This is a genomic window from Enterococcus sp. C102(2024) (assembly GCF_040888205.1).
Classification (GTDB): domain Bacteria; phylum Bacillota; class Bacilli; order Lactobacillales; family Enterococcaceae; genus Enterococcus; species Enterococcus faecalis.
In genome coordinates, this window is record NZ_JBFOHH010000003.1 from 68,888 (window position 1) to 81,950 (window position 13,063).

General features: G+C 37.8%; 10 protein-coding genes and 1 riboswitch. Of the genes, 5 read left to right on the plus strand and 5 right to left on the minus strand.

Annotated elements, in window-relative coordinates; genetic code table 11:
- Positions 1–23 precede the first annotated feature (23 nt).
- From hydA to ssnA, 3 genes are read right to left on the minus strand one after another with little or no spacing between them, the layout of a single operon-like run.
- Positions 24–1,397 carry a dihydropyrimidinase gene (hydA, locus tag AB3I34_RS07845; protein ID WP_010712722.1) on the minus strand — a complete coding sequence of 458 codons (1,374 nt, stop codon included), beginning with the start codon at positions 1,395–1,397 and terminating at the stop codon, positions 24–26.
- Between the two features lie 29 nt (positions 1,398–1,426).
- Positions 1,427–4,432 carry a putative selenate reductase subunit YgfK gene (ygfK, locus tag AB3I34_RS07850; RefSeq protein ID WP_002411334.1) on the minus strand — a complete coding sequence of 1,002 codons (3,006 nt, stop codon included), beginning with the start codon at positions 4,430–4,432 and terminating at the stop codon, positions 1,427–1,429.
- 30 nt (positions 4,433–4,462) lie between these two features.
- On the minus strand, positions 4,463–5,797 hold the full coding sequence (gene ssnA, locus AB3I34_RS07855; RefSeq protein ID WP_002411333.1) for a putative aminohydrolase SsnA: 1,335 nt from the start codon (positions 5,795–5,797) through the stop codon (positions 4,463–4,465).
- 401 nt (positions 5,798–6,198) lie between these two features.
- Between ssnA and AB3I34_RS07860 the strand changes: the two genes are divergently transcribed.
- The 5 genes from AB3I34_RS07860 to AB3I34_RS07880 all read left to right on the plus strand — a co-directional run bounded on the left by AB3I34_RS07860 (position 6,199) and on the right by AB3I34_RS07880 (position 10,836).
- Positions 6,199–6,837: a transcriptional regulator gene (locus tag AB3I34_RS07860; protein ID WP_002381503.1), complete on the plus strand. Its 639-nt coding sequence runs from the start codon at positions 6,199–6,201 to the stop codon at positions 6,835–6,837.
- Between the two features lie 205 nt (positions 6,838–7,042).
- A complete protein-coding gene (locus tag AB3I34_RS07865) occupies positions 7,043–8,395 on the plus strand; it encodes a Mur ligase family protein (protein WP_002362254.1) in 1,353 nt (450 codons plus the stop codon).
- Complete coding sequence (locus AB3I34_RS07870; protein WP_002356583.1) at positions 8,385–9,077, plus strand: type 1 glutamine amidotransferase; 693 nt, start codon at positions 8,385–8,387, stop codon at positions 9,075–9,077. Before AB3I34_RS07865 ends, AB3I34_RS07870 begins: the two co-directional genes overlap by 11 nt.
- 114 nt (positions 9,078–9,191) lie before the next feature.
- Positions 9,192–9,236: riboswitch (PreQ1 riboswitch) on the plus strand.
- 77 nt (positions 9,237–9,313) lie between these two features.
- The gene (locus tag AB3I34_RS07875; RefSeq protein WP_002376589.1) at positions 9,314–10,288 is read left to right on the plus strand and encodes a nucleoside hydrolase; all 975 of its coding nucleotides are present in this window, start codon (positions 9,314–9,316) and stop codon (positions 10,286–10,288) included.
- 2 nt (positions 10,289–10,290) lie between these two features.
- Positions 10,291–10,836, plus strand: coding sequence for an ECF transporter S component (locus AB3I34_RS07880; protein WP_002376588.1), 546 nt, complete (start codon positions 10,291–10,293; stop codon positions 10,834–10,836).
- 55 nt (positions 10,837–10,891) lie between these two features.
- Here AB3I34_RS07880 and manA read toward each other — a convergent pair whose 3' ends face one another.
- Positions 10,892–11,863 (minus strand): mannose-6-phosphate isomerase, class I, encoded by a 972-nt coding sequence (gene manA / locus AB3I34_RS07885; RefSeq protein WP_002356580.1) that lies wholly within the window; start codon positions 11,861–11,863, stop codon positions 10,892–10,894.
- A gap of 41 nt (positions 11,864–11,904) precedes the next feature.
- Entirely contained in the window at positions 11,905–12,948 is a 1,044-nt protein-coding gene (locus tag AB3I34_RS07890) for a serine hydrolase (protein WP_010712723.1), read from the minus strand.
- Positions 12,949–13,063: the final 115 nt, after the last annotated feature.

A 13,063-nucleotide genomic window follows, 5' to 3' on the forward strand; every position in this document is an offset into this window, starting at 1 on the left:
AAATACTTCTCCTCCTTCTATTTTTAAGTTGCTTTACGAAAAACAAATTTTCCTTGATTTGCCAAGATGACTTTCCCAGCTTCAGCAACTTTTTGACCTCTTAAATAAACCATTCGAGCCTGTCCTTGTGTTTCAAATCCTTCATACGGCGTATAATCGACATTTTGTAACTGCGTTCTCGCAGCAATCACGCCGGTTGTTCTAGGATCCCAAACAACTAAATCGGCATCACTGCCTTCTTGCACCACACCTTTTTGTGGATACATCGAGAATTGTTTAGCAATATTTTCAGAAAGCAGAGCAACCATTTTTTCCAAGGTGATTCGGCCCTTCGCCACACCTTCCGTGTAAATTAATTCTGGTCTCGTTTCAACACCTGGCATCCCATTGGGAATTTTACTAAAATCATCTTTGCCAACTGTTTTTTGTCCGTGAAAATTAAAACTGCAGTGATCTGTCGATATTGTATTGATTGCCCCCTCTTTAATTCCTTGCCACAAAGCCTGTTGATCCTCTCGTTTGCGTAGTGGCGGTGAGCAGACATATTTTGCTGCTTCAAAATTAGGCGCATCATACAAGTGATCATCTAGTAAAAGATATTGAGGGCAAGTTTCTACATAGACTGATTGTCCTCTTTGACGAGCCCGTTCCACCGCTTCTAACGATCGTTTTGTGCTTAAATGCACAATATTAACCGGCAAATCAGCCATTTCCGCTATCATCAAATATCTTGCTACCGCTTCTGCTTCCACAGCCGCCGGTCTTGATAACGGATGATAGTGCGGGGCTAACTTTCCTTGAGAAACATATGATTGGATTAATTCATCTACTAAATCACCATTTTCACAATGAACGCCTAACATTCCATTAACTTTTTTTATTTCCTTCATCGCTTCAAAAATTTCCGCATCTGTGGTCCGTAAGTTATCATAAGCCATATACATTTTGAAGGAAGTAATACCTGCAGCAATCATTTCCTGAATTTCAGCAGCTATCGTTGGTTTCCATTCAATCATGGACATATGGTAAGTATAATCACATGAACTCTTGCCTTCAGCCAATTGATTCCAAGTAGCTAAACAGTCTTTCAATGAGCCGCCTTTATTAGGTGTAGCCATATCAATAACCGTAGTCGTACCTTTGGCCACCGCCGCTTGGCTGCCAGTAGTAAAGTTATCCGCCGTACTTAACGAACCTTTGCCATTATTTAATTCCAGATGCGTGTGCGCATCAATAAAGCCTGGTAATACATAACACCCCGTAACATCCTCAATCTGAGAATTTTCTACTGGTAAATTTGCCCCCATCTCTACAATTTGCTCGCCGTCAATTCGAATATCCAATTGACGACGATTATATGCAGATACGACGGTTCCACCTTTGAGCAGAATAGACATTTATTTATCCCCCAGTCGTAAATTTCCTTTTATGCTTGCATACAATAAGCATATTCTTCAATCATAGTTACCATTAATGCGATTAAATCTTCTGGTACATCTAATCCTTGATCCGTTAATTGAATTGTTGACACCGTTCCCCATAGACGCAGTAAACAAATTTTATCCACAGGATTTTGAACATAGAAACCTGAATTAGTACTGTCATAAAAATCAGATTCACTGTTAAATAAGGTAAATTTGTCTTTGTAAGGGGCACTTGCATAAGGGCAAAATGTTTCACAGTTACCACATTCGTTACACATCCGATCAACATGAACAATTTGTGGTTTTCCTTCGACGTACACAACAATATTTGCTCGGTTTGGACAGACATCCATACAAGATTCACAAATTGTGGAGCATTCTAAGCAACGACTAGCTTGACTACAAGACATCTCGTCTGTCACAAGGATACCTCGTTTGTTTCTAACAAATGCAACATCACTATTTAAATTATCTTTTTCATAGTGATGATTGTGGACAAGACAAATATTATTGGCCGCTTTGGTTGCATCAGCGATTGCTTCAACAATTGTGGCTGGTCCTAAGTTAGCGTCACCAATGACATAGACGCCTGGTATATTTGTTTCCAATGTGTCTTGATTTGAAACGACTTTCCCATAGTTGTCCGTGTGAATGCCTAATGATTGGTAAAACTCTGTATCTACTTTTTCACCAACAGCGGCAATCACTGTATCAGCAGGAATATCAATCATTTCTCCTGTACCAACTGGACGACGGCGTCCAGAAGCATCTCGTTCACCTAGGACCATTTTTTCACAAGTTAATTGTTGATTTTCATGTTTAATTGGCGAAAGTAATTCTAAAAAGTCGACACCATCTTCTAAGGCTAAATAAAGTTCTTCTTCATCTGCTGGCATATTGCGTTTATTCCGACGATAAACCACTGAGACTTTTTTAACACCAGGTAATGTTGTGGCTGCACGAGCACAGTCCATGGCTGTATTTCCGCCACCAACGACGACAATCTGTTCTCCGTAAGGATTAATCGTTGGATTTTCTCGGTTTGCTTTTAAAAATTCTAACGAGTTCAATGCTCGACCAGATTCTAAACGAAGGACCCCATGTTTCCATGCACCAATGGCATAAATAACATTCGTATAGCCTTGGTTTTTCAATTCTGCCAATGATGGCGCCTCTTGTCCTGTACGGAATTCAGCTCCCATAAATTCCGCTAACTGAACGTCTTTTTGAACAGATTCCATAGAAATTCGAAATTCTGGTACAATCTGGCTACAAACGCCCCCAATTGTCTTGGATTTTTCAAACACAGTAACAGGCATGCCTTCACGTGCTAATAAATACCCAGCAGAGATCCCTGCAGGACCTCCACCCACAACAGCTGTTTTAGGTGCATTTTCTTTTGGCTGTGGCTTTTCTAGTGTCGTCAATAATTCATCATAAGCATGTTCAGCTGCTTCTAACTTCACTTCCCGAATATGAATAGATTCTTCATAAAATTGACGTGTGCATTTGGTCATACAAGGATGTGCACAAATGGTTCCAGTAATAAAAGGCAACGGATTTTTATCGACAATTACTTGCAAGGCCTTTAAATAATTGCCTTCACTTACATAACGAAGGTAAGCAGGAATATCCTGATTGATTGGACAACCACCGTCACTTCGACAAGGAGCGATATAACAATCTGTTAGTGGAACTGTTTTTCTTAGTTTGGTACTTTCTGGTAATTTAATTGATTTTTGGTAACGCGCTTGTGTTTTAGCTTTCTCAACAACTTGGGCTAATTTATCCAAGTTGACATGAACCATCTGAGGATATTCTGCTGCGCCCAATACATTAGCAACTTGATTCATTCGTTGATAGCCACCAGGTTTCAACAGCGTCGTTGCCATAGTGATTGGCCAAATCCCAGCATCAAATATTTCTTTACTATTGAAAATATCTGCACCGCCAGAATAAGAAATTTGTAGTTTCCCATCAAATGCTTCTGATAATTTTTGTGCCAATGAAATACTAAGAGGAAATAGCGAACGTCCTGACATGTACATTTCATCACCAGGTAATTCATTTGCTGCAATCGTTACCGGGAAAGTGTTCGTAATTTTAACTCCGAAGCTTAGATTTTTACTATTGGCTAATAATTGTAGACGTTGTAACATCGGTACTGCTTCTTCAAATTGTAAATCTTCTTTAAAATGGTGATCGTCAAAAACCATATAATCAAACCCTAGCTCATCCATCGTTTGACGCGCATATTCATAACCTAACATGGTTGGATTACATTTAATAAAGGAATGGAGCCCTTTTTCACTTAATAAATAGGCCGCAATTCGTTCAATTTCGTCTGATGGACAACCGTGTAAAGTCGACAGCGTAATAGAATGACAGACTTTAGGACTAATTGCTTCGATATATAAGTCATCTACTTTTTTAAAATAAAATAGATATTTTTTGGCAGCTGCTTGGCATTCCGCCCAAATCGGCGTTCCTTCTGCGTTCTGCATTTCGTTAATATAACGATCAATTTTTGGTGATTGAATCCCTGCCAAATCATAGCCAACACTCATGTTAAAAATGAAACCATTCGGGTCACCTAGCTCAAACTCTTTACTCAGTAACTTCAAAACAAACCATGCTTTGACGTATTCATCATAAGCTTGGGGAACGCGCAATTCTGTGGACCACTCAACGTTGTAACATTCATCCGCTGCTGCGATACATGGTTTACTCACTGGTAAATCTTCTCCATCCAGTATCTGGACTGTCTTAACTTCAAAAAAACGAGAACCTGTTAAATAGGCCGCAATAATATTTTGTGCTAATTGTGTATGAGGACCTGCTGCTGGACCACAAGGGGTTTCCATTTTTTCTCCAAATAACGGAATCGTTTTTGTAGGATCCGCATGATAAAATTTACGAATGCCAAAAATTGTGCCATCTTGTTGATACTCACTAAAAATCCAATTTAATAAAGCCTCAATTGAGATGGGATGCATAATATCACTCATTAACGTCACTCCTTTTATTTATAATGAAAGCTATTGATTTACTCGTTTCCAGAAAGATTGTGCTTGCGTTTGCGCATCATGCCAAACTTTCTCTTCGTCAATTCCTTGAACTTCACGATTACGCATCCGAATTTCTCCATTAATCACCGTGTCAGTAACCATCCCACCATTCATGCCGAATAAAATGTGCATGTTATAATTCTCTTTTGTCATTGGTGTCGGGCCATGATAATCAACAATAATGACGTCTGCTGCTGCATTAGGTTCTAAAACGCCTAGCTTTGTTTTAAAATAGCGATTAGCCATTTGCGGATTATTATCAAACAGCATTGTGGGAATTTCTGCCCAAGCCGCATTTGGATCAGCTAAATGATGTTTGTGGATAACATTTCCTACCTTATAAGATTCCGTCACATCATTCGTATAACCATCTGTGCCAAGACCCATCAAAATACCATACTCATTAAACATGCGCATCGCAGGTGGGCAACCGACCGCATTCCCCATATTCGACTCTGGATTCGTGACCACCATTGTGTCTGTATCTCTTAGTAATTCCATCTCATGAGGTCCAATATGGATGCAATGGCCTGCCATTGTCTGTTTTCCTAAAATTCCTAAATCAAATAATCGGTTCACAATCGGCTTCCCATATTTTTTCAAAGAATCATGAACATCGGCTAAATCCTCTGCAATATGAATATGATAACCAATCCCATCTGGCGTATTGGCTGCACATAATTCTAAAGAAGCATCTGATAAAGTAAAGGCTGCATGCATACCCATCATCGCTTTTTGCATATCATCCTTTCTTAAGGAACTGGCTTTAATAAAGGCGGCATTTTCTTGAACTGCTTCTCGCATTTTCTGCTCACCATCGCGATCAGAAACTTCATAACAAAGGCAGGTCCGAATCCCTAACTCGTCCGCTGCATTAGATAATTGGGTTAAACTCCCTGTAATTTCTCCGTAACTAGCATGATGATCAAAGACAGTTGTAACACCGTTGCGAATACTATCTAAATAAGCAACCTTACCACTTTGATAAGTGTCTTCTAATGTCAAGGCACGATCAATTCGCCACCATTGATCTACCAAAATATCCATGAAATTTTTAGGATGATAATTCGTTAAACTTAACCCACGTGCAAAGGTACTATAAATATGATTGTGCATGTTAATAAAGCCTGGCATAATCACTCCACCTTTAGCATCAATAAATGTCGCTTCTGGATAAGCTTGTTTTAAATCTTCTGTCGTTCCGACTTGTTTCACAACTTGACCATCAATCGCCACACACCCATTTTCAAAAAAATGATTCTGCGCATCCCGAGTGATTAAACGCCCATTTCCAATTAATAACATGTATTCTCCTCCTATTTTTCAACCTATTCCCCACAAGTGGCAAACGCTTACAAATATATCGCTCAATCATTCACGAATATAGCTTGACTAGCTTGGCTAATCTATATCCCTACGAAAAGCATTTGAAGCGCTTGCATTTTTTACTAACGAACTCATTAACTTGATTAAAGTATATCACCTTACCTTAAAAAAAACAATGCTACCTAAAAAATATTTTTTAGAATTTTGACAGCCGTTATCTTGTATTATTATTTTTATCATGCTATCATTATTTTTCAGAACAGGTAGTACGCGACATTAAAGGATTTAGCCCTGCCTATTCCATTTAAAAATATTATGTTAAATTTGACACAATCTTATAAAAACTGTTTGTGCCAGGCACATTAGAAAGGAGCTTATTTATGTTATCCGACGAAAAACTTACTTTTTTAACACAAATTGCTAAAGGTTTAGCTGGTCAATTTGGGGAAAACTGCGAAGTCGTTATCCACCAAATCAATGAAGACAATATTAACAATTCTATTGTTTCCATTGAAAATGGTCATGTCTCTTCTCGTCATCTGGGCGATGGACCTTCTCAAGTAGTCTTAGAAGCCTTAAAAAAAGACCCTAGTGAGTTGAATGATCATATTAACTATCTGACCCGCACCCATGATGGTCGTATTTTAAAATCTAGTACAATGTATTTTAAAGATGAGAATGGTCAACTCGATGGTATTTTTGCTATTAACTACGACATCACTACATTGATTGCTGCAGAGTCAAACTTAAAATCTTTGATTTCCACTGCAGAACCTGAAGAAGATAAAGACCCTGATTACATTCCTCAGGATGTTAATGAGTTGTTAGACGATTTAATTCATGAATCAGTCAAATTAGTTGGCAAGCCGGTCCCATTAATGACGAAGGACGATAAAATCAAGTGTATTCAATTTTTAAACAATAAAGGCGCCTTCTTAGTCACTAAATCTGGGGACAAAGTTTCTAACTTCTTCAATATTTCTAAATATACGCTATACAGTTATATTGATGCGAAATAAAAATGGAAATCGATGGACGATTTGTTGTTAAGACAAGTCGTCTATTCTCTTTTTTCCTTCACTATTCTACTTTTTCTAAAAGACTTTTTAAATAATAGTAAGAAAAAGTAAAAGGAATTAATTTTTTATTTTAGTTATGGTATGATAGATTGAGTTTAATTTAAAATAACGAAAAATTAAAGATATAGAAATTGGGGGACAACAAATGGGGATTCGAAGTCATTTAGCAATTGCTGCAGGAAAAACTTCGCAATGGGTTTTACAAACATTTTTTAAAGGCGGCAGTAGCTACCCAGGGAAATTAGCCCTAAAAATCGATCCTAAAATTTTAGATACATTGGCAAAAGACTATGAAATTGTCGTAGTCACTGGAACGAACGGCAAAACATTGACAACTGCTTTAACTGTTAACATTTTACGCCAAGAATTTGATGAGGTATTAACAAATCCAACTGGTGCTAACATGGAGCAAGGAATTGTCTCTACTTTTTTAAATGCCAAGGCGAAAAAAGGACAAAAGAAATTTGCGGTTTTAGAAATTGATGAAGCAAGTTTAAGCCGTGTCACTAAATATATTCAACCAAAATTATTTGTTTTTACGAATATTTTCCGCGACCAAATGGATCGCTATGGTGAAATTTATACGACGTATCGCTTAATTATGGAAGGCGCCGCCGCTGCTCCTGAAGCAACTATTTTGTGCAATGGTGATTCGCCAATTTTTAATTCAAAAGAAACTGTAAATCCTCGCAAATACTATGGATTTAATCATTTACCACCAAAAGAGCAATTGGCTCATTACAATACAGATGGGGTTTTATGTCCAAAATGCAATCATATTCTTCATTATAAAATGATTACGTATGCTAATTTAGGTGATTACTATTGCCCAAATTGTGGCTTCAAACGCCCTGAATTGGATGTGCAGTTAACGGAAATGGTCCGGATGGATAATACATCTGCTGATTTTGTGATTGATGGCGAAGAATACGGCATTGCTGTTGGTGGGATGTATAATGTTTATAATGCGCTAGCGGCCACAGCGGTAGCAGAATACTATCAGGTGGCACCAGATAAAATCCGAGCAGGTTTAGCTTATGATGAAAAAGTTTTTGGGCGTCAAGAAACCATTAAAGTTGGCGATAAAGAATGTACGTTAGTTTTAGTAAAAAATCCCGTTGGTTTAAATCAGGTCATTGATATGATGGGCTTAGCCCCTTACTCTTTCTCGCTGGTTTCATTATTAAATGCTAATTATGCAGATGGAATTGATGTCAGTTGGATTTGGGATGGTAATCATGAAGCCTTTGCTGATATGGACATTCCAAAAGTAATTGCTGGCGGTGATCGCCATGAAGATATGGCCTTGCGTTTAAAAGTTGCGGGTATTCCTGAAGAAAAATTACTAGAAATTCCTGATTTGGAGCAAGTAATTTCAGAAATTAAAACGTTGCCGACAGATCATGTCTATATTTTGGCAACCTATACTGCTGTTTTGCAATTAAGAAAATCATTAACAGCCCAAGGGTATATTCAAGGGGGAATGAATGGTGTCTAAAGAATTAGTCGTTTGTCATTTATATGGCAACTTATTAAATACTTACGGAGATAACGGAAATTTATTGATGCTTAAATATTTAACCGAAAAAATGGGCGTTACCTTCCGATCAGAAATTATCAGTATCTACGAACCGTTTGATCCCGAAAAATATGATTTAGTCTTTGTTGGTGGCGGTCAAGACTTCGAGCAATTGATCATCTCAGAAGACATTCAGAATAAAAAAGAAGCTTTGACTTCTTATATTGAAAATGACGGCGTCTTGTTAGCTATCTGTGGTGGTTATCAACTTCTAGGACATTACTATGTCGGCGCACAAGGCGAAAAAATTAAAGGAATCGGTGCATTAGATCATTACACTTTGAGCCAAGACAACAATCGTTTCATTGGTGATATCGAAATTTATAATGAAGAATTTGATGAAACGTATTATGGTTTTGAAAATCATAATGGCATGACTTTTTTAGGCGAAGGTGAACGACCTTTAGGAACAGTCAAACAAGGCAAAGGCAATAACGGTCAAGATAATGGCGAAGGCGTTGTCTATAAAAATGTGTTTGGCTCCTACTTCCACGGTCCAATCTTAGCACGCAACAAAAATCTAGGGATCCGGTTAATTCGGACCGCTTTAGAGAAAAAATATGGTGAACCGATCGCTATTCCTGAAACGCTTTATAAATAAAAGAAGAATCTAGTTCCTACATATAGGGCTAGATTCTTTTTCATTTCTCCGACAACTATTTACATCTTTACAAAATATAGTAAGATAAAGAGGTGCATTTAAAATCGAGAATTTCTCGGACTGGTTCGGAAACTTCCCAGAATAAAAAACTAAGTATCTCTCAATACTAACTCAAGTCATAGCTTTTTTAACAAGAGTTATCATTTGCAGTTAACGAAAAAGGAGGATTGGAAAAAATGCAAAAAGTAATTATTGATTGTGATCCTGGAATTGATGACACGCTTGCTCTCTTGTATGCACTTGCTTCACCAGAGCTAGATGTCCAAGCGATTACAGTTGTTTGCGGAAACGTCCCTGTGGAGATTGGCGTGGAAAATGTTTTTAAATGTTTGGAAAAAGTTAATCGCTTAGATATTCCTGTCTACCAAGGGGCTGCTAGCCCTTTAAAACGGCCATTTGTTAGTGCACAAGATACACATGGCATGGATGGTTTAGGTGAAACATATTTCCCCAGAACTAGCAAAATCCAAGCACAAGCGCTTTCCGCTGCTGACTATTTAGCACAAACCTTTCAACAAGCTACCGATTGCTCAATCATTGCCCTTGGTCCTTTAACAAATATTGCTTTGGCTTTAAAAAAAGAACCTCTTCTGGGGCGAAATCTTCAACGTTTTGTCTCAATGGGTGGTACCTTTAAAAGCCACGGCAATTGCTCTCCTGTTGCAGAATTTAATTATTGGTGTGATCCTGATGCAGCAGCTTGGGTTTTTGAGGAATTAGGTGCAAAAATCGAGATGGTCGGCTTAGATGTCACACGAGAAATTGTTTTTACACCAACAATTCTCAATTATTGTCAACGACTCAACCCCAAAATGGGGAATTACCTCGCTGAGATTACTCAATTTTATTTTGATTTTCATTGGAAATATGAACGTATTTTAGGGTGTGTTATCAACGATCCCTTAGCGGTTGCTTATTTTATTGATCCTACGCTCTGCCAAGGCTTTTCCAGTTACGGACAAATTGTTCCTGACGGCATTGCTATGGGGCAATCAATGATCGATCAGTATCATTTCCAGCAGCAACCAGCTAATTGTCATGTCTTGACTACGGTTGATAGTCAACAGTTTTTCGTGAAGTTTCTATCCATTCTTTTAAATGTACAAATAGATGAGATCGAAAGAGATTTCAAAAATTTAAGGATGGGATAACCATGAAAAAAATAACACCACGAATCATTACAATTATCGCTTTTAGTGTTGCTTTAAATTACCTTGGCAGTACCATTGCGTTACTCCTTCGTTTACCAATTTATCTTGATAGCGCGGGAACTATTTTTACAGGTGCGTTATTAGGCCCACTCTTTGGTGCACTGACAGGTATTTTAACAAGTCTAGTAACTGGATTGACAACGGATATCTTTTCTCTGTATTATTCACCTGTCCAACTCTGCACAGGAATTTTAGCAGGCTTGCTCCTTCATCAGCAGTTAAAAGTAACCAAATTACCATTTAAAACGTTGTGGTTAACGATACCAGGAACAGTAATTTCTTCCTTGATTACAGTTTGTTTATTTGGTGGAATAACTTCTGCTGGCTCCAGTATAATTGTCCAATTTTTATATGGTTTAGGCTTAAATCAGTTAGCAAGCGTCCTGTTGGTTCAATTGATAACAGATTACGGGGATCGTCTGCTATCAGTCATCATCGTCACAGCTGTTATCGCTGCCTTACCTAAACGTTCCTTTATAACAAAATAAACTGTTTTAATGCCAAAAAAAAGAGGAAATCATCTGTTGATGATCCCCTCTTTTTTTAGCGACTACCAGGTTCTGAAGCTATAATCGTTAGATCACCTTCAAAACGCCAGCTCGGAATATCTGTTGGAAAGATAAAGCTATCGCCTTTTTTCAAATCAAAAGTAGCCACATCTGCTTTTGCAGCATCTTCTGTAATCAATCGACCAACACCTTCAATAACTGTTGCTAATGTATAAGGTGCTTGTTTTTTAACTTTTAGAATCCCACTGACACGCCACTCATAGACATTAAAGAAATCTGTTTTTACATAAGTAACAATGCTTGATTGTCCTTGATTTTCTTGTTGAATAGAGAGGTCAGGATCCTTCGCCGGAACGGTTGTCACATCAATGGATTGTTGAATATGCAATTCCCGGGTCTTTCCTTGATCATCTGTTCGATCATAATCATAAACCCGATACGTAGTATCACTGCTTTGTTGCGTTTCTAAAATTAAAATACCCGAGCCGATGGCATGAATAGTGCCGCTTGGTACATAATAAAAATCGCCTTTTTTCACTGGTACTTTTCTTAAAAGATCGTCCCAACGACCTTCTTCAATCATTTCTGCAAGTTCTTCTTTTGTTTTCGCGTGATGTCCATAAATGATTTCAGCGCCAGGTTCTGCATCAATAATGTACCAACATTCAGTTTTGCCTAGCTCGCCTTCATGTTTTTGGCCATATGCATCATCGGGATGAACTTGCACGGATAAATCATCTTCAGCATCTAAAATTTTCGTTAATAATGGAAAGACAGCACCACCTGCATGGCCGAATAGCTCTTGATGGTCTGCCCACAATTCATCTAATTTTTTTCCTTTAAATTCGCCATTTAAAACAGTACTAACGCCATGTGGATGTGCACTGATTGCCCAATCTTCACCAATTTTATCGCTCGGTAAATCGAAACCAAATAGCGTGTGTAGACGATTGCCGCCCCAAATTTTTTCTTGAAAAACAGGTTGTAAAAATAATGGTTCTTGCATTGACTGTGACCTCCCAAATTGAATTCGCTCTCATTATATCACTAAAAACTAGTCATTTCATCTGAAACTGATGATTTCTCTTTTAAATAGGTTGCCAACAACTGATCTCTTTCTTCGATATAAGTGTTCCGGTGGTCCTCTGGATGGACTCGATTAGATAAAAAGATAAACGCTGATTGTTGTTGCACATCAATTAGCAAAAAAGTGCCTGTATAGCCTGTATGGAATAATAATGGCCGTTGCGTAGCTACATCATATTTAAAATCCCAGCCTAGAGAACGTGGTTTATCTGCAGCTGGCACTTGGTTAACTAGTAACAAATCAATCGTCTCTTTTTTTAAGAATTGGAGATTGTGATAACTGCCTCGATTTAAATACATTCGAACAAATTTTGTTAAATCATAGACATTGCTAAACAAGCCAGCATTCCCTGCATGTTCTCGTAAAACAAATGCCTTAGGATCATGGGTTGTACCTCGAATCAACCCTCTTTGTTCATGTAATTCTGTTGGCACACAGTTTAAAGGATTCTTTGGTAGAAACGTACTTTCGTTCATCCCTAAAGGAAGCAATACTCGCTCAGATAAAATTTCTATCATTGATTGCTGGAACATTTCTTCTAACATAAAGCCTAATAAAATAGTTCCTGCATCTGTATAAACAACTTTTTTACCTATCGCTTTGCCTGCGTGAAATGAATGATTGTAGGCGTCTTTTAATTCTTGGGCATTCAGCTGATCACGATTAGGAATATAGCCTTGTAAATCTGCCGTATGTGTCAACAAATGCCGGATTGTAATATTAGAATCTTGAAAAGAGGGATAATAAGTTTGTAATGATTGATCTAGAATAATTTTTCCTTCTTCCACTAATTGCAAAATAACGGTGGTGGTGCCGACTACTTTGGTTAAAGAAGCCACATCAAACAGCATGGCCGAGGTTAATTGTTCTTTGGTGGGTTTTACTTGTGCGAGTCCCCAACAATTGCTCTCCTCTTTTTCACCTTCAATGAAACAAAAACTAGCCCCCGAAAAAACACCTTTTTTCATCATTTTTTGAATTTTCCACTTTGTTTTTTCGTACATTTTTTCACCTTCTATTTTTAATATTAAAGGAAAAGTCTAGAATAAGTTCCGAACAAAAGTAGCGTTAAACTTTTATTCAGACTTTATTCCAGACTTGCTAAAACAAGCTTATTTT

What these genes read in the sequence shown, in the direction of transcription:
- hydA (WP_010712722.1), bottom strand. Translation starts at nt 1,397, where the DNA reads ATGTCTATTCTGCTCAAAGGTGGAACCGTCGTATCTGCATATAATCGT.
- ygfK (WP_002411334.1), bottom strand. Translation starts at nt 4,432, where the DNA reads ATGAGTGATATTATGCATCCCATCTCAATTGAGGCTTTATTAAATTGG.
- ssnA (WP_002411333.1), bottom strand. Translation starts at nt 5,797, where the DNA reads ATGTTATTAATTGGAAATGGGCGTTTAATCACTCGGGATGCGCAGAAT.
- AB3I34_RS07860 (WP_002381503.1), top strand. Translation starts at nt 6,199, where the DNA reads ATGTTATCCGACGAAAAACTTACTTTTTTAACACAAATTGCTAAAGGT.
- AB3I34_RS07865 (WP_002362254.1), top strand. Translation starts at nt 7,043, where the DNA reads ATGGGGATTCGAAGTCATTTAGCAATTGCTGCAGGAAAAACTTCGCAA.
- AB3I34_RS07870 (WP_002356583.1), top strand. Translation starts at nt 8,385, where the DNA reads ATGGTGTCTAAAGAATTAGTCGTTTGTCATTTATATGGCAACTTATTA.
- AB3I34_RS07875 (WP_002376589.1), top strand. Translation starts at nt 9,314, where the DNA reads ATGCAAAAAGTAATTATTGATTGTGATCCTGGAATTGATGACACGCTT.
- AB3I34_RS07880 (WP_002376588.1), top strand. Translation starts at nt 10,291, where the DNA reads ATGAAAAAAATAACACCACGAATCATTACAATTATCGCTTTTAGTGTT.
- manA (WP_002356580.1), bottom strand. Translation starts at nt 11,863, where the DNA reads ATGCAAGAACCATTATTTTTACAACCTGTTTTTCAAGAAAAAATTTGG.
- AB3I34_RS07890 (WP_010712723.1), bottom strand. Translation starts at nt 12,948, where the DNA reads ATGTACGAAAAAACAAAGTGGAAAATTCAAAAAATGATGAAAAAAGGT.